The organism is Mangrovibacillus cuniculi (assembly GCF_015482585.1).
Taxonomy (GTDB): Bacteria; Bacillota; Bacilli; order Bacillales; family R1DC41; genus Mangrovibacillus; species Mangrovibacillus cuniculi.
Map to the genome: position 1 here is coordinate 563,690 of NZ_CP049742.1, position 19,902 is coordinate 583,591.

A 19,902-nucleotide genomic window follows, 5' to 3' on the forward strand; every position below is an offset into this window, starting at 1 on the left:
AATGAACTCCTTGGATTTTTTTTTTGAACAGCAACAACTCATTGTTGACCTTGTGATGTGGTTTGTAGTGACATGAGTATCCTTTTATAAAGGGAAGAGATACATACGCTTGAAATCCCACTGCCTATTCAGTAAACTTAAGAGAGTTTTGACACGAAAGGTGAGAAGGATGAAGCTATCAATTAATGGACTGCATGATGAAAGATTTCAGCGTCCCTTACAACTAATTGCTAACCTATTTTTTGAAGACTGCAAAGTGCAGTTAGAACAAGAAAATAGTGATATAAATATTCATTTCTCTGTGACGAAAAGCGCTGGAAAAGTACACGTGGCAGGTGAATTACTTCATGGAGATAACCATTACAAGGAAGAACATGAACGAACAATTCAAGAATCATTGACGGAAAAAGAGCAATTTAAACAGGTGAAATTTGCCGTTTCTTATGTGTACTTAAGTTTGCTACAACAGGAAACAGGTGTCATCCAACCATGGGGAATTCTAACCGGAGTTCGCCCAACAAAATTACTTCATAAATTTTTAAAACAAGGTCTAACAAAAGATGAAGCACATCAAATCTTACGTGATCAATACATGATTACAGAGGAAAAGATTGCATTAATGCAGACTATAGTAGACCGTCAGCTGCAAGTAATACCAGATCTTTATACCATTCAAAATGAAGTTAGCATCTACATTGGTATTCCATTTTGTCCCACAAAGTGTGCATACTGTACGTTCCCGGCTTTCGCTATTCAAGGGAAACTAGGTAAAGTAGATACATTCTTAGAAGGACTTCATTATGAAATAAAAGAAATGGGTGCTTGGTTAAAAGAAAAAGGAATTAGAATTACTTCTATTTATTATGGTGGAGGAACTCCTACTTCTATTAGTGCGGAACAAATGGACCTTTTATATGCAGAGATGTATCGCTCTTTCCCAGATGTAAAAGACATTCGTGAGATTACGGTGGAAGCGGGACGCCCAGATACCATTTTCCCTGACAAATTAGAAGTACTGAAGAAACATAACATTGATCGTATTTCTGTGAACCCTCAGTCCTATACACAAGAAACATTAAAAGCAATCGGTCGCCATCATACGGTGGAGGAAACGATTGAAAAGTTCTGGTTATCGAGAAACATGGGAATGAAAAACATTAATATGGACTTAATTATTGGATTACCTGGTGAAGGAGTGCCTGAATTCCAACACACTATTGATGAAACAGAAAAATTAATGCCAGAATCATTAACAGTCCATACACTATCATTCAAACGTGCGTCCGAAATGACTCAGAATAAAGAGAAGTATCCAGTTGCTTCACGTCCTGAGATTGAAGAGATGATGAGCATGGCAGAAAAGTGGACGAAAGAGAACGGCTATACACCTTATTACCTGTATCGAATGAAGAACATCTTAGGTAATTTAGAGAACGTAGGGTATGCACAAGAAGGACAAGATAGCATCTACAACATTGTGATTATGGAAGAAGTACAAACAATCATCGGCCTTGGATGTGGAGCTTCCTCTAAATTTGTCCACCCAACAACTGGTGTCATTACACAATTGGCAAACCCAAAAGACCCGAAATCGTATAACGACACATACAAAGAATACAGTAAGAAGAAAATCGATATTCTAGAAGAGTTGTTTAGAGATTCTGTGACTGTATAAGCACCCCGCTAGATAAAAAGAGAGAGCTACCTATGTTTCAAAGGTGGTTTTCTCTTTTTTTTATAAAACAACTGAAAGCGATGTCATTTTGTGGTATAACATAAATAGGAGGGGATTGAATGGTCATTCATTTATCGTATGAAACATTGCTCGTGTCAACAGAGGGGAACTGTACGACGATTACATTAAATCGTCCACAAAGTATGAATGCATTAAATGAAACACTTCTTCAAGAACTAGCACACTGTCTAAATGTTGTGAGTAGAGACGATTCACAACAAATTGTGGTACTTCGTGGAAACAACGGGGTATTTTCAGCAGGTGGAGATATCAAGGATATGCTGCTGAAAGAATCTACAGAAGAAGAGTTTTCGGCCATTATGTCTGCCATTACAGACATTGTCGTGACACTATACACGATGCCGAAATTGACCATTAGTTTGGTAGAGGGAGCGGCTGCTGGATTAGGTCTAAGCTTAGCTTTAGCAACGGATCGTTTAGTAGCGACACCTTCAACTGTTCTTGCGATGAACTTTATTGGCATTGGATTAATTCCTGACGGTGGAGGACATTATTTCTTAGCGGAGCGACTTGGACCGAAAAAAGCGCAAGAAATGATTTGGGCTGGAAATAAACTAACGGCCCAAGAAGCAAAAGAAGCTGGATTAGTTCACGAGGTAGTGGAATCTGTCGAAGAATACTTAGGTGCTACACTAAAAGAGTGGAGAAGAAAGCCGCTTTTAGCCATGATCAAAACTAAGATGATTTATGCATCCATGAATAGAGATGAATTACTTCGAGTATTGCAAATGGAGAAACAAGGCCAATGGAAAATGCGTTTAACAGATGACCATAAAGAGGGTGTTGATGCATTCCTAATGAAGCGATATCCGAAGTTTGAGGGGAAATAACATAAAAAATAGGTTGGGACACAAGCCAAAATTGACTGCACAGGGATTTCCATTTTAATAAAGCACTAATAATGCAGTATTGCAAAAGCAAATTCAACGTAAAAAAGGTACATTCATTTTTCGAATGTACCTTTCCGATTTTTGTCCCACCATCTTCCATATTTACGAATGAAACAAAATCAACTTCCCAGCTGATGAGGTAAGTCTGTAAGTAGCATCTAGTGCCTTCAATTCTTCTAATCTCTTATTTCCACGCTCTTTGGCTTCTGCTTCTGATGAAGCTTCAACTGTCTCCTCTAAATGTTCCCCTTCTGAAAGTCCGTAAATTGTTAGTTTGTACGTAGTCATTTTACAACCCCTCCATAAATGAATAGTGATTCACTTTATTTAATTATAAACTTTTAGAAGAAAAGTTGAAACTCTTTTCTTTTTGCAAACGTAAATAGGTAAAAGGGAGTGATACGATGACACTAGAAGTAAGAAATGTCACAAAACGTTTTGGTGAATTTACAGCAGTTAACAATTTAACGTTGCGCTTAGAAAAAGGAGAAATGTTTGGTTTGCTTGGGGCAAATGGCGCTGGAAAAACAACTACATTCCGTATGATCTTAGGTTTGTTGGATGTAACGGATGGAGAAGTTTTATGGAACAACAAAAAAGTTGGGAACCATCTTGCAGACATTATTGGGTATCTGCCAGAAGAACGTGGTCTTTATCCAAAACTAACGGTGAAAGAACAATTAGTGTATTTGGCAAAGTTACGAGGTATGAAAAAAGAAGCCTCTATTCAATCATTGCGTTACTGGTTAGATCGATTTAATGTCCCTGAATATGAAAATAAGAAAGTAGAAGAGCTATCTAAAGGTAATCAGCAAAAGATTCAATTCATTGCATCTGTGTTGCATAAGCCGGAACTTTTAATATTAGATGAACCCTTTAGTGGATTAGACCCAGTCAATGTTGAATTATTAAAATCTGCTGTACATGAAGTAAGAGATAGCGGAACTTCCATCATTTTCTCCAGTCATAGAATGGATCATGTAGAAGAATTATGTGAAAACTTAGCTATTATGAGTCAGGGAACACCAATTGTTCAAGGAAAGTTGAAAGAGATAAAACGATCCTTCGGACAAAAAGCCCTTCGAATTTACAGTGATGATGACTTAACGTACCTCACAGAACATCCGCTTGTCTTAGACAGTAAACGTGTCGGAGAAGGACTAGAATATAAAATTGCCAGAGAAGAAGATTCACAAGATCTACTGAAAATTGCGGCAGAACGCTCTTTTATTCGTAAATTCGAATTAGATGAGCCTTCGTTACAGGACATCTTTATTGCAAAGGTAGGTGGAAAAGATGAATAAGTTTTTTACCAGCTTAGGTCACACGTATTTGACCAAATTAAAATCAAAATCATTTATTATCACAACGGCCATTTTCATACTTGCTATTATTGTATTAAGTAATCTTTCTACCATCATTGATGTATTTGACCGTGAAGAAGATCAAGAGGTCGTTCACATGATTAGTGCTGATGCAGAGATCGCTTCTGTCGTAGCAGCACAACTAAAAGCAATAGATAACGAATTGAAAATAGAGTTAGTAGATGAATCCCAAGAAAAGCAAGAGAAATTAGTAAGAGACGGCACAATTGATGGACTATTGGTCGTAAATAATGATGTTACACCGTTCCAAGCAACTTTTTTCGTGGAATCTTTTACAAATGAAGGCTTGTATAACAAACTTCAAGCAGGTCTTCAACAAGTGTATACAATGGAAATGGCTGGAGAACTAAATTTAAGCGCTGAACAAGTAGCGCAGTTAAATACTCCAGTATCTATTGAGAGGGAAGCCTTAAATGAAGCGGCAAAGTCTGAAGAAGAGCTTAGTGAGGCTCGTGGACTAGTGTATATTCTTCTCTTCATCATTTATTTCAGTGTCATCATATATGCTTCCATGGTAGCGACAGAAGTTGCGAATGAAAAATCCTCGAGAGTAATGGAAATCTTGGTTTCTAGTATATCTCCTGTTCAACAAATGTTTGCAAAGGTATTTGGTATTGCATTGTTAGGTATGACTCAACTTGCAATTATATTAGCGGTTGGATATGCATCGTTACAAATGAGTTTGGATGACATGACAGGTGGTTTTTATGAGTTCTTTGGCTTTGGAAATACATCTGTGTCCACTATTTTGTATGGATTTATCTTCTTTGTTTTAGGGTACTTATTGTATGCAACACTAGCTGCTTTCCTTGGCTCGATAGTGAGTAGAATAGAAGAGGTTCAACAACTGATTGCACCAATGACCATTCTCATCGTGATTGCCTTTATGTTAGCTATAAACGGACTGTCGAATCCGGAAGCTGGTTTTGTGACGGTTACTTCATTTATTCCGTTTTTCACACCAATGCTTATGTTCCTAAGAGTTGGAATGATAGAAGTGCCAGTCTATGAAGTATGGTTAGGTATTGGTATTTTAGTAGCGACAATTGTTTTATTAGGTTGGTTCGGTGCAAAAGTTTACCGTGGTGGGGTGTTAATGTACGGCAAATCAGCATCATTTAAGGATATTAAGAAAGCGTTGCAGTTAAAATAATAATGGTAGAGCCTTTTTACCTGTTAACAATTTACCAGTAAAGGGATCTCCGCTAGACGATAAATGCTGCTTTAATAGATAACGAGAAACGAGACTGGGACAGAACAAAGAAGGTACATTCCGAAAAAACGAATGTACCTTTTTTGCGTTGTATTTAAGAACATAATACTGCAGAATTAGTGCAGTCACTTTTGGGTTTTGTCCCAGCCTCGTTTTCTGTATGTATCCTCCCAAATATTTCGTACCATCTACTAAATGTGCTATAATTATGGAACATACATTCGGTAGGAGGTTCACTCATGGCTGTTACGATAATGCATATCGCAGACCTTCATTTAGATCGTCCTTTCAAAGGATTTTCACATTTGCCAGACAATATAGTGGAAACACTTCACTCGAGCACATACACATCCCTTCAAAGGCTTGTGGACGTTGCGATTGAACGAAAAGTAGATGCTTTTGTCATTGTGGGGATATTTTTGACTCCGAATTAAAAAGCGTAAAAGCCATTTATTTCTTACATAAAATGTTTGATCAACTGCACGAAAGTGGGATTGAAATCATCCTTTGCTTCGGAAATCACGATGGTTTCTATTTGCAACATGCCACTGTCCCAGATTTTGTGCATGTGTTTAAAGAACAGGTAGAAACTATTTCCATACAAGCAAGTTCTGGAGAAGAAGTGTATTTTCATGGATTTAGTTACTATTCTCAACATGTAAAAGAAGACAAACTATCACATTACCCTTTAAGAGGTCCTAGTGGAGTTCATATTGGAATTCTTCACGGTCAAGAAAAAGGGAGTGAAGAGTCGAATAATTATGCTCCATTCACGATTCCATCGCTAGTAGAAAAACAATATGACTACTGGGCTCTCGGACATATTCACCAAACATTGACTTTGTATCAAAAACCAATCATTCAATATGCCGGCTCTATCCAAGGAGCAAATAGAAAAGAAGAAGGCGAAAAGGGCGGAATACTAGTCGAGTTTAAGAATGGCCAAGTATCTACAGAATTTATTTCAACAAGTCCAGTTGTGTGGAAAAAGGTTGTAGTAGATCTCAGAGCAGAAGGTACTATTTCGCTTATGATCGATAAAATAAAGAAAGAAGTCTCCTCGATTATCTCCAACGAAGTTTTCTGGATGATTCATTTACAGTTAACTATTTCAGAGGATGCTACCGATCTATTCGGTAAACCGTTAACGGAAAATTTCTTACTAGAGTGGTTTGAGGAATCTTTATCTTCTTATGAACAAGGGTATTGGATTGAACATGTCAGTACGAAGAAGGTATTTTCAGTGGATAATTCATCAGATTTCCATCAAGCAATATCTTCCTATATAACTGATCTACCTAAAAAAGAAGTAATAGAATTGGTGAAAGAAATATATTATCAACCTTCTATCTATTCTCTTTTATCAAATGAAATGGACGAAGAAGGGTTACAAGAAGAGTCTTTAAAAGCATGTTTTGAGTTATTGGAAGAGGTGAAAGTTAGTCGATGAAAATAAAAGAAATTTATTTTTATAGCTGTGGACATTTTCAAGACTTCACTCTGCCTGTTTTTCCTTCTTTAACGGTAGCAGTAGGGCATAACGAGTTAGGGAAAACCACTTTAAGACATGGTATTTTTCAATTACTTTATGGACCACAACCGAAACGTCTGATCGATGGCTATGAGTTTGACCGTCCTGTAAGTGGTTATTTGGTAATGGAAAAAAGCGATGGAAGTACATACAAGCTAGAACGACGAGTTGGTAAGGAAAAAGAACTTTTCCTAACGAGTGAAGATGGAAGAATCTTATCGGAAGAAGAGAGAGAACGATGGCTGAATGGTGTGACGGCACAAACATTCCATTCCATTTTTACGTTTAATGTGTTGGACCTTCAACAAGTACAAAAAGTGAATGAACAAGAATTATCTAGAATATTATTCACCACTGCATTAATAGGAAGAGATGAACTAGAGGCTGCAGAGAAGAATCTAACGCAACAAATGGATGATCGCTTTAAACCACAAGGTAGAAAACCACTCATCAATACTTTGTTGAAAGATAGAGAACAAGTGAAAAAAGAAATTGGCAAAATGGAAAAAAATCAAGAAGAAGTATTACAGTTGCTGGCAAAGACACCAGAAAAAGAGCAGGTAGTAACGACACATTATCAAGAATTAGCGGAACTGACAGAACAATTGCACCTATTAGAACAAACGGAAGAAAAGTGGGAACTGCTCTCCGACTATCATACTTTACAAGTAGGGGATAAAGCGCCAGGAGATAGTGATGTAACGGAACAGGTCAATACTTATTTGCAATTGGAGGCAGATAAAAGCCGACTTCTGGAGGAACTGGAGTACTATTTGGAAAAGGTGGAAGTGGAAGAGAAACACGTACATCAGAAAGAAGATAAAAGAAAACAATTACACCTGTTTAAGGAATCCTTAGAAGGTGTAGAAGAACAGTTAGAGATACAATCATCAATAGAAACACTAGAAAATACAAAGCAAAAGTTACATATACGAATCAATCAAGTTTTACAATCAATCGGAATTAACCGATATGATGAGACATTTGACGTAACCGTTCCAGTGTATATGGAAGAAGAAGTACGGGAAATGCAACGTGAAAAGGAAGTAAATGCTAGAGAGCTTGAAAAATTAGAAGAAATGAAAAGGCCTCTAGTTAGTGAAAAAGATGAGTTGGAAAATAGGATTAACCGGTTAGAAATTGACCGTGCTGAAGGAAAGACTAATTCTTTGCAGAAATTCTCACTGAAATTAATACTGTTACCAACAGCTATACTACTAGTTATTAGTATAATATGTTTGCTTTTATCTGAATTCGTAGCAGCTGGTGTTTCTATTATAAGTAGTATGGTAATAGTGACAATGTATTTGTTGAATAGAGGAAAGAAAGCGAGTTCTAAAGAATTTGATTCCACTTGGAAAGCTGCTCTGTTTGCTTTAGATCAAGTAGTAGAAAAAATGCATCTACTTGAAGAAAATCAGCAAAGAGTAAAGAGAAAGATAGATAAGTGGGAGCGGAATTATGAGCGATTACTGGCAGAGCTTCAGTTACCTGCAAATACACCGCTAGATGCACTTCCTTCTATTTTATTCAAGTTACAAGAAATGACGCAGTTAATAGAGGAAGAAAAAGAAGTCATTGCTGAACTTAATGAACGTAGAAATTACGTAAATGATAGGAGAAGTATATTATCTAAAATTCATTTTATTCAAGGTGACAGACCGTTACAGGAAATTCGAAATGACTTGAAAAATTCCATGGCAAAAGTAGAAGAAGAACTTCTATTGATTGCAAAAAAAGAAGAGTTGATAGAAGATTGGCGAGACAAAATAGTTCGAATGACTGCTAGGAAGAGTATACTAGACAATCAACTAAAGGAAGAACTTGTTAGTGCCGAGGTTTCTTCTAAACAAGAGCTCCTTCAGAAAAAAGAAATATGGATGGTGTATCGTAGTCAACAAGAAGAGCTCTCGGAAATTCGTCAGCGAGTGACTGACCGTCAATATGAATGCTTTGTTTCCTTTTCAACCAAAGATGAGTTACTCCAAGCAATTCGAGGGAAGAAAGAAGAAAAAGCGGAGTTACAGGAAAATGTAAGAACGATACAAGAAGAGATAATTAAAGTGAAACAAGAAGTAAAAAGATTAGAAGAGAATGGAACCTATCTTCTGAAAGTACAAGAATTGATAATGATGGAGGAAAAGATTAAATTAGAGACAAAAGAGTGGATGAAAGCAAAAATTGCCTTAGCGAGTCTACAACATGCCATTCAACAGCTAGAGGCAGAAAGATTACCAGCTGTCATGGGATTTGTAAACCGTTATCTACAAGTGGTGACAGCAGGAAAGTATCATACGTTTATGTTCCAAAACCAAGTTGCTTCTATTCAAAGGCAAGACGGTAGTTGGATGACGCCAAACGTAATGAGTCAAGGAACGAAAGAGCTCCTTTATATACTTATTCGAATTGCACTTGCTGTGGAGTTAAATGAAAAAGGTTGTTTCCCATTATTAATGGATGATAGTTTTGTACACATAGATCCATCACGTAGAGAGGCGCTATTTACGTTGTTAAACAAAGAAGGTATTCAGACAATTTATTTTACTTGTCAAGATCACGAAATACTGAAAGAGTGCCATGTGAATCTAGAATCTACTGTAGTAAAAGTGTAAACGCTTATTCGCTTTTCTCTTCTAAAAGCAGTACAATGATAGAGAGATTTTATTGGAAAGGGATAGGATGCAGATGAAAGCAGATAACGCACAACAAAGATCAATCGTCCCTCTTGTCCTGCTTAGTTTTAATTTGTTTATCGTTATGCTTGGAATTGGTTTAGTTATACCAGTACTACCTTTTTATATTGAAGAATTTCAAGCAAATGCACAAACTTTAGGACTACTAGTAGCTGTTTTTGCCTTTATGCAGTTTCTGTTTGCGCCGATTTGGGGAAGGCTATCGGATAAGATTGGGAGAAAACCCTTGATTACAATTGGGTTATTTGGCTTTGCGGCAGCTGAATTTATTTTTGCGTACGCAATTGGCCTATGGATGTTATTTTTATCAAGAATGCTAGCAGGGATTTTTGGATCTGCCATTATGCCAACTGCAATGGCTTATGTTTCTGACGTGACAACGCCAGAAAAAAGAGGTCAAGGAATGGGGATTCTTGGTGCTTCAATGGGATTTGGTATCGTAGTAGGACCGGCAGTAGGTGGCTCACTTGCTGAAATAGACTTGGCATACCCGTTCATTTTTGCCGGAATCGCGGCGACTATTGCAGGTATTGTTTCCATTTTTGTTTTACCGGAGTCTCATGCGAAAGAAAAACGTACTGTTCAGACTGGAAAGAGAGTACCTCAATGGAGACAAATGAGAGATGCTCTTCAATCTCCTGTTGGTTTCTTACTAATATTGGTATTTATTATGAGCTTCGGTTTAGCAAACTTTCAAGCCATATTTAGTTACTATGCGTTGGAACGATATGGATACGGTACGAGAGATGTAGGAACTATATTGCTTATAACAGGAGTCGTAGGAATTCTAGTTCAAGGCGTTGGTGTAGGGCGACTTACCCAAAAATTCGGAGAAGCCAAAGTAGTAACATTTGCACTACTTATTAGTAGCATTGGATTTGTAGTGATGACTTGGGCAAATAGCTTCTTATGGGTAATCATTACTACTTCTTTCTTCTTTATTGGAAATTCTCTATTAAGACCATCTTTAAACTCTTATATTTCCAAACTAGCTGGTGATCAGCAAGGAGCTATGATGGGATTAAATAATTCCTTTTTAAGTCTAGGGAATGTGATAGGTCCAATTATTGCAGGTACCATATTTGAGTGGAATATTCATTCACCTTATTTACTAGGTGCCATTATTATGTTTGTTGGTTTAATAGCTATGAGAGCTTGGCTTTCTCAAAACAAAGTAACAAACGTTCATTCTTCTATTTAATTAATTCGTCCTGTAAGGGATAGGGGTACTTTAAATGAGAGAAGGAACAATATACAGATTTTAACGTTAGAGGAGGACAAGAAAGTGAAGAAATTAATGGAATATAACGTTGGTGAACAAGTCCAATTATACTTATTGGTCAAATCACAAACAAAAGGAATTGCAAGTAACGGTAAGGCATTTCTGACGTTAATTTTACAAGATAAATCAGGTGACATTGAAGCAAAGTTTTGGGATGCTTCTTCAGAAGATGAGCAAACGTACCAACCGCAAACAATTGTTCAAGTAGCTGGTGAGATTCATGAATACAGAGGACGCTTGCAGTTAAAGTTGAAACAAATTAGACCTACAAACGAGCAAGATGGTGTGGAAGTAGGGGATTTATTAGAACGAGCTCCTCTTGCAGTAAAAGAAATGCAAGATATTGTCACGCAATATATCTTTGATATGAAGAGTCCTGCGATTCAACGAATTACTAGACATTTAGTCAAAAAAGTAGAGAAAGATTTTTTCTTGTACCCAGCTGCAACAAAGAATCATCATGAATTTGTATCAGGTTTAGCATATCATGTGGTCTCCATGTTGAAGTTAGCTAAGTCAATTGCAGATTTATATCCTTCGTTAGATAGAGATTTACTTTACGCAGGAGTGATATTACATGACTTAGGGAAGGTACAAGAGCTGTCAGGCCCTGTAGCTACAAGTTATACAGTAGAAGGAAATCTATTAGGACATATTAACATCATGGTGGAGCAAATTAGTCAAGCTGCGATCGAGCTGTCGATTGAAGGAGAAGAAGTGATGATCTTAAAGCACCTTGTCTTAAGTCATCATGGTAAAGCTGAGTGGGGCTCACCAAAACCACCGATGGTAAAAGAAGCAGAAATCTTACATTATATTGATAATATTGATGCGAAGATGAATATGCTAGACCGAGCTTTAGAGCGCGTGAAACCAGGAGAGTTTTCTGAAAGAGTGTTTGCACTAGATAACCGAAATTTTTACAAACCAACTTTTCATAATTAATAAGTCTACTTCTTCTTTCTCTATCATATATTCTACTATCTCATGTTTTTAGAGAATTTACATGATGGAGGAGAGTATATACTAATGACACTACCATTTTGGATTTATTTCGTTGTAGCAGGGATCGTATTTAGTGCCATCATGGCAGTTCGCTCAGCTAGGGAAGAACGAGATGAGGAACATGCTTGGATAGAGAAAGAGGGAGAAGTTTATTTAGAGCGTATAGAAGAGGAAAGAAGTAAAAAGAGAGAGCATGTTGGTAGTAACTAACCATATATAAAAGAGGACCCACACTTAAGTGTGGGTCCTCTTTTAATTGAACATTACTTTTCTTCAGTAGATTCTTCAGAAGTTTGACCTTCTTCTTGTCCACCTTGACCTTCTCCACCTTCAGCAGGTGCTTCGAAGTTTAGATATTGATCTAGAGCCGTTTTTAGATCTTCATCTTTAATATCTACTTTAGCTGCTTTTAATTCACGAGCCATAGCAGCTTGGATTACGTCTGGAGTTAATTTAGAAACTTTTAAGTCGTTTTCCATTTTTTCTTTTACTTCTTCAAATGGCTGTTTTTCTTTTTTATCTGTTAATTTAATGATGTGGACGCCAAATTGAGTTTCAACTGGTTCGCTCACTTCACCAACTTCTAGCGCGTATGCCGCTTCTTCAAACGCAGGATCCATTACACCTGTTCCAAAGAATCCAAGGTCTCCACCATTCTCAGCGCTTCCTGGGTCAGTAGAGTACTCTTTTGCAAGCTCAGCGAAGTCTCCACCAGCATCAATTTTACCTTGAACTTCTTTTGCAGTATCCATATCTGCTACTAGGATGTGGCTAGCTTGAATTTCAGGCTTTTGATTTTCATAAAATTCTTTTACTTCTTCTTCTGTTACTTCAATGTCTGCAATTGCAGCTTTCTCTTGAAGCATACCAGTACGGAATGTTTCTTTTAATGCATCTTCGTCAGCAAGACCACTTTGTGCCAAAGCCATCTCGAAGTTTGCGCCTAGTTCTTGTTTCACTTCTTCTACTTTTGCATTTACTTCTTCTTCTGTTACTTCATACTTGTCTGCTAAGACTTTTTCAATTACTAGTTGTTGAAGAGCTTGTTGGCCTGCAACTGTTTTTAGTTCGCTATATAATTCCTCTTTTGTTACATCTCCTGCACTTGTGGAAACAAGTACTTCACCGTCTCCTCCGTTACATGCAGCTAGTCCAATTACACCCGCTGCTAAAGAAAGAGATAATACAAACTTCTTCATATGAACAACTCCTACTCTGATGAAATGTCTTTAAATCTTCAAAGAGTACTATAGCACACTTTTTGGAAGAACGAAAACATTTCGATAAATAAGGAAATAGGCGATAGCTCAAACCCATTCGAATTTCTTGCATATGATGCATGGAAAACGTAAAGGAGGTAAGAAAAATGGGAAACTCATATAATGCTGGTTTTGCGTTACTTGTAGTTCTGTTTATCTTATTAATCATTGTTGGAGCAGCTTATTTAAACTAAGGAATAAACCGCAAACAAAATCCTAATTTTCTATTTGGAGGTGTTATACATGGGTGGACAATACGGAAGTGGTTTCGCGTTAATCGTTGTTCTTTTCATTCTTTTAATCATCGTTGGAGCAGCTTGGTTGTAATAAATAAGTAACCATAAGGTCATCACTCGAATATGGTAAAAAGGGAAGGAGGGGATTACACATGTCACACGGATACAATTCTGGTTTCGCTTTAGTGGTTGTTCTTTTCATTCTATTAATCATCATCGGTGCAGCTTGGTTATACTAATCTAAACGAAGAGACGTCCCAGTAATGGGGCGTCTTTTGTTATGTACATAACAAATAATGACTGCACTGGGATTTCCGCTGCAGGGGGCTTCGAAAAGCGAAAGGCGCGCGTTTAGATGCGGCAGCAAACTTGGAGGGACCGAGGGCTTGTACGTGACGTACTGTCTTCTGCGTTGGTGACGTGATGTCACCGGTTCTTAGCAGAAGGTCCATCCGCAGCCGCCACAGGGCCATCTGAGTTCGCCGAGCATCTGCGTACCTGGAGCTAGACATGGCTCCTCGTCGCGATAGTTCGCGCTCCTGTGGGGTCTCAGTAACCCACCTTTCCCGTAGGAGTCGCCCCCTTCCGCTCCAATCCCTATATATAGTAGAAGTAATAAATTACTGCATTTATATAGGTTTGAGAATTAATTTACTTTTAATGATCAGCTATAAAAATATAAAAACAGCACCCCTTAGAAAATCTTTTACATTATCACTGTTATTCAAGTAAAAAAGCCACACAGAAAAGAATTTTTCTGTGTGGCTTTTTTACTGAATTAGAGGCATCAATTAAAATTTGATATCCACGTAAGTTGATAGTAACAAAATAGTGATTAGGATATTTATTGTACGAAAAACCTTTGGTTGTTTTTCATCTGGGACCTCTTTTTGTAAACAAAGTTGAAACGTTAATCGATTAATAAAATACAGAATAATACCCGCGTATATTAGAAAGACGGGAAGCATTCTATCCCCTCCTATCTTCAGTACATCTTTACCATACCAAAAAATGAGTATAAAGAATAGTCAAGATGCTTCGTTAACTAAAACTTCAAAGCCTATACTGTTTTCTTCTATATAAGAAGCGTTAGGGCACGTAACAATGGATTTTAAAATAAATAAATCTTGTGCACATATTCCAAAATGGACAGCTTGTAAAATAGTGAAATAATGTGAATATGCTGGAAAAGCAAAAGTTAGCGAGCTAAGAATTAAACTGTTTATTAGTAATGGGAACATAAGACTAGTTAAGTAATGCCATTTAACTAACGGTTTTCTAACCTGTATTGTTAAGAGTGGAACAAATTTACCTAACGTTGACCAAGAAAATTTCATATCATGCCATAAATGAATGATGGGTAATATATGAAAAAACTTGTGAAGGGGATATAATAGTATAAGCCCAATAATAAGAATTAGAACATGGTCATCTCTATTTGGTGTTTGACTCCAAAGATGGACAGGTACATATATGACACAAAAAGTTATTACTGCAATAAGCAGGGACCAGATAATCATGCGATCTTTTGAATGAACTTTTTGTTTACGATAAGGTTGATAACAGTGCACAAAAAGCAACCTCCTATAAAGCATTGTTTAGTGGGAAACTTCCATTTTCCTACTTTACTCTCATTGTAGTTGAAAATCAATAGGTTTTTAATAGATAATAGGACTTTATAGGAAGGTAGAAAGGTTGATTTTGTTGAGTAACTTAGAAAAGCGTTTAGAGCGAATTGAATTTCATCAAAAACTAATTGTTGAGTACATCGATAATCCTAAGGCGGGGTTGTATAAGTTTGTTGTTCAACATGGCGTTTCCAAGGAAGAATATATGGAATTCACAACCTTATGCCAATCGTTGATGCAAAAATTTGAGACAGAAAAAAAAGCGGAATCTGTTTACTACACACCGCTTTTCCTGGAATTTGTGAATGGACTTCCTAAAACATTTAACTTAAAAGTAATTGATGCATGTATCAAACATGGATTATATAAAGAAATGATGATTGCATTTAAGAAGCATCTGAATTAGGTTGATGCTTTTTTTGTATTTTACCAGAATCTGATTCTACAAAATCTGTTTCGATATTATGGAAAGAAGTCTCGAAAATCTCCATAAAATCATCCCCATAAATATTCTTCACCATCGTCATCATCTCAATAACGTCTGGGAATTTCCCGTAAAGATCTCTAAGTGGAGAAGCCCCTTGTAAAATAGAGTGTTCGTCTGGATTATAGTTTTCCATTAAATCCAATAAAAGCGCTTCCCCTTTTGACGTCAGTTCAATATAAGTATTTCGTTTATCAGATTGTTTTTTTGAAAAGGTAAGAAGACCACGTTCTTCTAGTTTCTTTGAAAAGTTAAATGCAGTGGATACATGCATGACTCCAAACTTAGCGACATCGGAAATAGAAGCGCCCTTTAAGTGATACGCTATCCATAAAATGTGATGTTCGTTAATATTCAAATCATAGGGTTTAATCCATTGTTGCCAATCTTTTTCGACCGTCTTCCAAAGTGCTTTACTTAATTGAGCCATACGTTGCGAAAATAGCATAGCTTCTTTCATGGTAAAAACACGATCCGTCATTTATATCACCTTCTTTTCGTATCTAATCTTATTATGCCAATAAAACAAAGATTAATAAAGACTTAATTTACAAAATATTTAGAAACAATTGTAGAATTTGCTATTTTTAAAGAGTTTTAAAGAATTTACCTTCTGAAAATGAAAAAAGGCCGTCCATTTAAGGAGGCCTTTTGTGTTTCATTTATTATTCGACTGTTACTTTATCATTCTCTAGGTTGTCCAATTTTTGAAGTTCCTTTTCTAACTGTGCAAGAGCGAATTGAATATCATCCATCTCTTCCTTTAAAGCATGTTGATGAGGGTCTACTGATTCCTTCCAATCCTGTACAGCAAATTTTATGTCCGTGACAAGCTGTTGAATGGTTTCTTTTCCTTCTCTAGTTGCATATGCAATAGAAGAGGATAGTGATTGAATGGATTGATTAACATCTTTTAACATTACTTTCCATTCTTCTGCACTTCGTTTTACGTTATGTCTTACTTGTTCACCAGAAGAAGGTGTTGATAGTAACGTAGTGACAGCTCCAGCTAATCCTCCGACAAAGAGGCCTAGTAGTAAAGATGAAGTTTTCATAGTATTTTCCCCTTTCCCTGTTACCTAAGCTAATACTTATTTTACACATTGTTCTAGCTATTTGCGAATAGAATAATAAAAATTACGGAAAAGGATGATGGTCGTGGAATGGATGATCTTTTTTGTCTTCTTAATATCATTTATTGGTCTAAGCGTTGCTGTCCATTTTGTTCGTATGACACTTCGACCAAGTTTGTATCCACCTAAACATATTGCCAAAAAACATGCAGTGCTTTGTGCAGCTATAGGAATTATCTTTTTATTTTTAGGATTTTTGCTTATCTTTTTACAAGGACCTACCCCTTAGTAGTATAATGACGGTCAAGGAGGGGTAAACCTTGACGTGGTTTGTGAAAGAATTTGAAGAGTTATCTGTACATGAATTATATGATTTATTAGCTTTAAGAACTTCCGTATTTGTTGTAGAACAGGAATGTCCATATCAAGAGGTAGATGGAGTGGATAAAGAAGCACTTCATATTTGGAAAATGGAAGATGGCATTATTTCTGCTTATGCTCGATTAATTCCAACAGGTGTAAAAGGACCTTATGCCTCCATTGGAAGAGTAATAGTGAATCCGGATTTCCGTGGTAAAAATGTCGGCCATATATTAATAGAAGAGTGCATGTTAGTAATGCAGGAGAAGTGGGAACCTTCTATAATAAAACTTCAAGCGCAAGCGCATTTACAAAACTTTTATGGGAAGCATGGCTTCTCTACTATCTCAGATGAATATGATGAAGATGGTATTCCCCATGTTGATATGATTTGGGAGAAATAAATTAATACAAAAAAGGCTTAATTACCCAAATTGATAGTCTGGGAGAATTAAGTCTTTTTTAGGTAAATAGATTCATTTTTTGTAGTTTTAAAAATATTTACAAAAATGATGAAAAAACTTTACACGTTCATGATAATTTAAATTTATGGTTGGCCAACCAAAACATGGATGTGGAGAGTGGAATATGTTCAAGAAAATGAAAGTGTGGAAGAAACGACTTTTTACTGGACTTATTATTGCAGGAATCACTATTAGTAGTATTTCTGTTACTCCAGAAGCAAATGCTGCTGGAACAGGTACTTGGAGTTCTCCTTATGATGTATATCAAGCAATAACGAATCAAAATGGTACTACGAAGACGGTTCAAGGGTATGTAGTTGGGAAACCGATTTCTTATAGTGCTATTGAAACATCCAACTTCTCAGATGATTATGCACTGGCACTTGCTGACTCAGCGTCTCAAACTCAAGTTAGCCAAATGGCTTATGTGCAAATTCCTTCAAATTTTCGCTCGACATTCGGTTTGAAAACGAATCCAACACTAAAAGGCAAACAAATCAAAGTAACAGGTTGCTTAAGCAGTTATTTTTCTAGAGCAGGTGTAAAATGTGTGACTGCAATGGAGATAGTAGGTTCATCAGGTGGATCCACTGGCGGTGGTTCAACAGATACAGGAACTTATTATAATACTGCGGAAGGTAAAACTGGTGCAACGCTAAAGTCAGCTTTACATACTATCATTGATGATCATACAGAGCTATCCTATGATAACGTTTGGGATGCTTTACGTTATACAGATCAAGATCCTAGAAACTCAAATAATGTAATTCTTTTATACACAGGTCGTTCTCAAAGTAAATATGACAATGGCGGACTTGTAGATCAGTGGAACCGCGAACATGTTTGGGCAAAGTCTCACGGTGATTTTGGCACAACGATGGGTGCAGGAACAGATCTACACCATTTACGTCCAACAGATGTTTCAGTTAACAGCTCTAGAGGAAACAAGGACTTTGATTACGGTGGTACTCAACATTCCGAAGCGTTAGGTAATTATACGGATAGTGATTCATGGGAACCTCGTGACGCAGTAAAAGGTGACGTGGCACGTATGTTATTCTACATGGCAGTTCGCTATGAGGGAGACGTATTCGATGAAGTAGATCTAGAGCTAAATGAATATGTTAATAACGGATCTGCTCCGTTTCATGGTAAATTAAGTGTCTTAAAACAATGGCATGCACAAGATCCTGTAGATGATTTTGAGCGTAATCGTAATGAAATTATTTTTTCCAAATATCAAGGAAACCGCAATCCATTCATCGATCGTCCGGAGTGGGTAGAAGCGATTTGGTAAGAAGAGAAGCTTACGAAGAGTTGGGTAACTGACTTTTTGTAAGCTTTTTTTTGCTTAAACTCATCTGGGGCTGTGGAAATTGATGGCGAGGAGAGAATAGCGGGGCTCTATACTCATCTGGAGGGGGGAAATCGATGGTGAGAAGAGAATAGAGAGCCTCTATACTCATCTGGAGCGGAGAAATCGATAGTGAGAAGAGAATAGAGAGCTTCTATACTCATCTAGAGCGGGAAAATCGAAGTCGAGAAGAGAATAGAGAGCTTCTATACTCATCTGGAGTGGGGAAATCGATGGTGAGAAGAGAATAGAGAGCCTCTATACTCATCTGGAGCGGAGAAATCGATGGTGAGAAGAGAATAAAGGGCTCTAAAACTCATGAAGGGCAGAGAAAATCCTCCGTAGAAGAGAATAAAGGGCTCTAAAACTCATGAAGGGCAGAGAAAATCCTCCGTAGAAGAGAATAAGAGGTTCTCAAACTCACGAAGGGCCAAGAAATCCCTCCGTAGAAGAGAATAAGAGGCTCTAAAACTCATGAAGGGCTGAGAAAATCCTCCGTAGAAGAGAATAAGAGGTTCTCAAACTCACGAAGGGCCAAGAAATCCCTCCGTAGAAGAGAATAAGAGGCTCTAAAACTCATGAAGAGGGAAGAAATCGCCACGTAGATGCGAATAAACATGCTCTAACACCAAGAATCGAAACAATAGAAAAAGGACCCGGAATTATCCGAGTCCCTGCGTATTATGCTGCTGGATGTAACGAATCTTCTAGCAATGTTGTTCTCTTTAGAATTCCCATTACGATCGGGTAAAGAATAAACATCAATACAGCACTTCCAATAGCAGCTGGAACAACAACTGTTGTCACTAATGCTAAAAATGGTCCAGGAAGGCCAATAATCGTAAATGCAATTCCTAAAAAGACAAATCCTGATACAGCAGTTCCTAATGCTGTTAATACAGTTAAAGCAATTGTAGAAGTTGTTACTTTCTTAACTAGTAATAATGCAGCAAAAAAGACAAATGCAGTAATAGGCTTCTCAATTAGGTTTGGGATAAATCCACCACCAGGGAATGTAGACGTTAAGCCTGATAATAATCCAGCTGCAACACCTAATGCTGCAACGTGCTTAACGGTAGGGAATAAAATAATACCTAGAAACATCATGGTTAACATTAAATCTGGCTTCATTCCTAAAATTGCACCCGGTATAACAAGGTGAAGTACAGCTCCAATACCTAAAAGTAAAGCTAGTAGTACGATTGATTTTGTTTTCATGTTACTCTCTCCTCAACTAAACTGATTTGTAGAACTCATCTCCTCCCACAGTGCACTCTTGCCTGTAGCGA

At 37.1% G+C, this 19,902-nt stretch carries 24 protein-coding genes; 17 read left to right on the forward strand and 7 right to left on the reverse strand.

Going from position 1 to position 19,902, the window contains the following annotated elements:
• Window positions 1–169 precede the first annotated feature (169 nt).
• Window positions 170–1,675 (forward strand): coproporphyrinogen III oxidase, encoded by a 1,506-nt coding sequence (locus G8O30_RS02895; RefSeq protein ID WP_239673498.1) that lies wholly within the window; start codon window positions 170–172, stop codon window positions 1,673–1,675.
• Between the two features lie 119 nt (window positions 1,676–1,794).
• Window positions 1,795–2,586 carry an enoyl-CoA hydratase gene (locus G8O30_RS02900; protein WP_239673499.1) on the forward strand — a complete coding sequence of 264 codons (792 nt, stop codon included), beginning with the start codon at window positions 1,795–1,797 and terminating at the stop codon, window positions 2,584–2,586.
• A gap of 162 nt (window positions 2,587–2,748) precedes the next feature.
• Here the strand turns inward: G8O30_RS02900 and G8O30_RS02905 are convergent, their stop codons facing one another.
• Window positions 2,749–2,934 (reverse strand): YhzD family protein, encoded by a 186-nt coding sequence (locus G8O30_RS02905; RefSeq protein ID WP_239673500.1) that lies wholly within the window; start codon window positions 2,932–2,934, stop codon window positions 2,749–2,751.
• A 116-nt stretch (window positions 2,935–3,050) separates the two neighbouring features.
• Here G8O30_RS02905 and G8O30_RS02910 point away from each other — a divergent pair, with 116 nt between their 5' ends.
• The 8 genes from G8O30_RS02910 (at window position 3,051) to G8O30_RS02945 (ending at window position 11,965) form a co-directional block, all read left to right on the forward strand.
• Complete coding sequence (locus tag G8O30_RS02910) at window positions 3,051–3,950, forward strand: ABC transporter ATP-binding protein (protein ID WP_239673501.1); 900 nt, start codon at window positions 3,051–3,053, stop codon at window positions 3,948–3,950.
• Complete coding sequence (locus G8O30_RS02915; RefSeq protein ID WP_239673502.1) at window positions 3,943–5,184, forward strand: ABC transporter permease; 1,242 nt, start codon at window positions 3,943–3,945, stop codon at window positions 5,182–5,184. The genes G8O30_RS02910 and G8O30_RS02915 overlap by 8 nt, the downstream gene beginning before the upstream one ends.
• Window positions 5,185–5,483: 299 nt before the next feature.
• Window positions 5,484–5,678 carry a metallophosphoesterase family protein gene (locus G8O30_RS02920; RefSeq protein ID WP_239673503.1) on the forward strand — a complete coding sequence of 65 codons (195 nt, stop codon included), beginning with the start codon at window positions 5,484–5,486 and terminating at the stop codon, window positions 5,676–5,678.
• Between the two features lie 14 nt (window positions 5,679–5,692).
• Window positions 5,693–6,694 carry a metallophosphoesterase family protein gene (locus tag G8O30_RS02925; RefSeq protein WP_239674472.1) on the forward strand — a complete coding sequence of 334 codons (1,002 nt, stop codon included), beginning with the start codon at window positions 5,693–5,695 and terminating at the stop codon, window positions 6,692–6,694.
• Entirely contained in the window at window positions 6,691–9,387 is a 2,697-nt protein-coding gene (locus G8O30_RS02930) for an AAA family ATPase (RefSeq protein ID WP_239673504.1), read from the forward strand. Before G8O30_RS02925 ends, G8O30_RS02930 begins: the two co-directional genes overlap by 4 nt.
• A 73-nt stretch (window positions 9,388–9,460) precedes the next feature.
• A complete protein-coding gene (locus tag G8O30_RS02935) occupies window positions 9,461–10,669 on the forward strand; it encodes an MFS transporter (protein WP_239673505.1) in 1,209 nt (402 codons plus the stop codon).
• Between the two features lie 96 nt (window positions 10,670–10,765).
• Window positions 10,766–11,695, forward strand: coding sequence for a 3'-5' exoribonuclease YhaM (yhaM, locus tag G8O30_RS02940; RefSeq protein WP_239674473.1), 930 nt, complete (start codon window positions 10,766–10,768; stop codon window positions 11,693–11,695).
• 84 nt (window positions 11,696–11,779) lie between these two features.
• On the forward strand, window positions 11,780–11,965 hold the full coding sequence (locus tag G8O30_RS02945) for a sporulation YhaL family protein (RefSeq protein ID WP_239673506.1): 186 nt from the start codon (window positions 11,780–11,782) through the stop codon (window positions 11,963–11,965).
• A gap of 53 nt (window positions 11,966–12,018) precedes the next feature.
• Here G8O30_RS02945 and G8O30_RS02950 read toward each other — a convergent pair whose 3' ends face one another.
• Window positions 12,019–12,954 carry a peptidylprolyl isomerase gene (locus tag G8O30_RS02950; protein ID WP_239673507.1) on the reverse strand — a complete coding sequence of 312 codons (936 nt, stop codon included), beginning with the start codon at window positions 12,952–12,954 and terminating at the stop codon, window positions 12,019–12,021.
• 167 nt (window positions 12,955–13,121) lie between these two features.
• Between G8O30_RS02950 and G8O30_RS02955 the strand changes: the two genes are divergently transcribed.
• The 3 genes from G8O30_RS02955 to G8O30_RS02965 all read left to right on the forward strand — a co-directional run bounded on the left by G8O30_RS02955 (window position 13,122) and on the right by G8O30_RS02965 (window position 13,489).
• Window positions 13,122–13,208, forward strand: coding sequence for a YjcZ family sporulation protein (locus tag G8O30_RS02955; protein ID WP_239674474.1), 87 nt, complete (start codon window positions 13,122–13,124; stop codon window positions 13,206–13,208).
• A 49-nt stretch (window positions 13,209–13,257) separates the two neighbouring features.
• Window positions 13,258–13,341: a YjcZ family sporulation protein gene (locus G8O30_RS02960; RefSeq protein ID WP_239674475.1), complete on the forward strand. Its 84-nt coding sequence runs from the start codon at window positions 13,258–13,260 to the stop codon at window positions 13,339–13,341.
• A 61-nt stretch (window positions 13,342–13,402) separates the two neighbouring features.
• Entirely contained in the window at window positions 13,403–13,489 is an 87-nt protein-coding gene (locus G8O30_RS02965; protein ID WP_239674476.1) for a YjcZ family sporulation protein, read from the forward strand.
• A gap of 552 nt (window positions 13,490–14,041) precedes the next feature.
• Here G8O30_RS02965 and G8O30_RS02970 read toward each other — a convergent pair.
• Together G8O30_RS02970 and G8O30_RS02975 are read right to left on the reverse strand one after the other, a co-directional pair.
• Window positions 14,042–14,218 (reverse strand): hypothetical protein, encoded by a 177-nt coding sequence (locus G8O30_RS02970; RefSeq protein ID WP_239673508.1) that lies wholly within the window; start codon window positions 14,216–14,218, stop codon window positions 14,042–14,044.
• Window positions 14,219–14,278: 60 nt separating this feature from the next.
• Window positions 14,279–14,821: a DUF3267 domain-containing protein gene (locus G8O30_RS02975; RefSeq protein ID WP_239673509.1), complete on the reverse strand. Its 543-nt coding sequence runs from the start codon at window positions 14,819–14,821 to the stop codon at window positions 14,279–14,281.
• 133 nt (window positions 14,822–14,954) lie between these two features.
• Between G8O30_RS02975 and G8O30_RS02980 the strand changes: the two genes are divergently transcribed.
• The gene (locus G8O30_RS02980) at window positions 14,955–15,284 is read left to right on the forward strand and encodes a DUF1878 family protein (RefSeq protein WP_239673510.1); all 330 of its coding nucleotides are present in this window, start codon (window positions 14,955–14,957) and stop codon (window positions 15,282–15,284) included.
• On the opposite strand, the gene G8O30_RS02985 is transcribed toward G8O30_RS02980, so the two are convergent.
• Both G8O30_RS02985 and G8O30_RS02990 read right to left on the reverse strand, forming a co-directional pair.
• A complete protein-coding gene (locus tag G8O30_RS02985) occupies window positions 15,265–15,843 on the reverse strand; it encodes an HTH-type transcriptional regulator Hpr (RefSeq protein ID WP_239673511.1) in 579 nt (192 codons plus the stop codon). The two genes, G8O30_RS02980 and G8O30_RS02985, sit on opposite strands and share 20 nt — an antisense overlap.
• Window positions 15,844–16,027: 184 nt before the next feature.
• Window positions 16,028–16,417, reverse strand: coding sequence for a YtxH domain-containing protein (locus tag G8O30_RS02990; protein WP_239673512.1), 390 nt, complete (start codon window positions 16,415–16,417; stop codon window positions 16,028–16,030).
• Between the two features lie 112 nt (window positions 16,418–16,529).
• On the opposite strand from G8O30_RS02990, the gene yhzF reads away from it, so the two are divergent.
• From yhzF to G8O30_RS03005, 3 genes are all read left to right on the forward strand, one after another.
• Window positions 16,530–16,724, forward strand: coding sequence for a membrane protein YhzF (gene yhzF, locus G8O30_RS02995; protein WP_476738607.1), 195 nt, complete (start codon window positions 16,530–16,532; stop codon window positions 16,722–16,724).
• A 31-nt stretch (window positions 16,725–16,755) separates the two neighbouring features.
• Window positions 16,756–17,199 (forward strand): GNAT family N-acetyltransferase, encoded by a 444-nt coding sequence (locus tag G8O30_RS03000; protein ID WP_239673514.1) that lies wholly within the window; start codon window positions 16,756–16,758, stop codon window positions 17,197–17,199.
• 184 nt (window positions 17,200–17,383) lie between these two features.
• A complete protein-coding gene (locus G8O30_RS03005; RefSeq protein ID WP_239673515.1) occupies window positions 17,384–18,556 on the forward strand; it encodes an endonuclease in 1,173 nt (390 codons plus the stop codon).
• Between the two features lie 738 nt (window positions 18,557–19,294).
• On the opposite strand, the gene G8O30_RS03010 is transcribed toward G8O30_RS03005, so the two are convergent.
• Window positions 19,295–19,831: a tryptophan transporter gene (locus G8O30_RS03010; protein ID WP_239673516.1), complete on the reverse strand. Its 537-nt coding sequence runs from the start codon at window positions 19,829–19,831 to the stop codon at window positions 19,295–19,297.
• Window positions 19,832–19,902 lie beyond the last annotated feature (71 nt).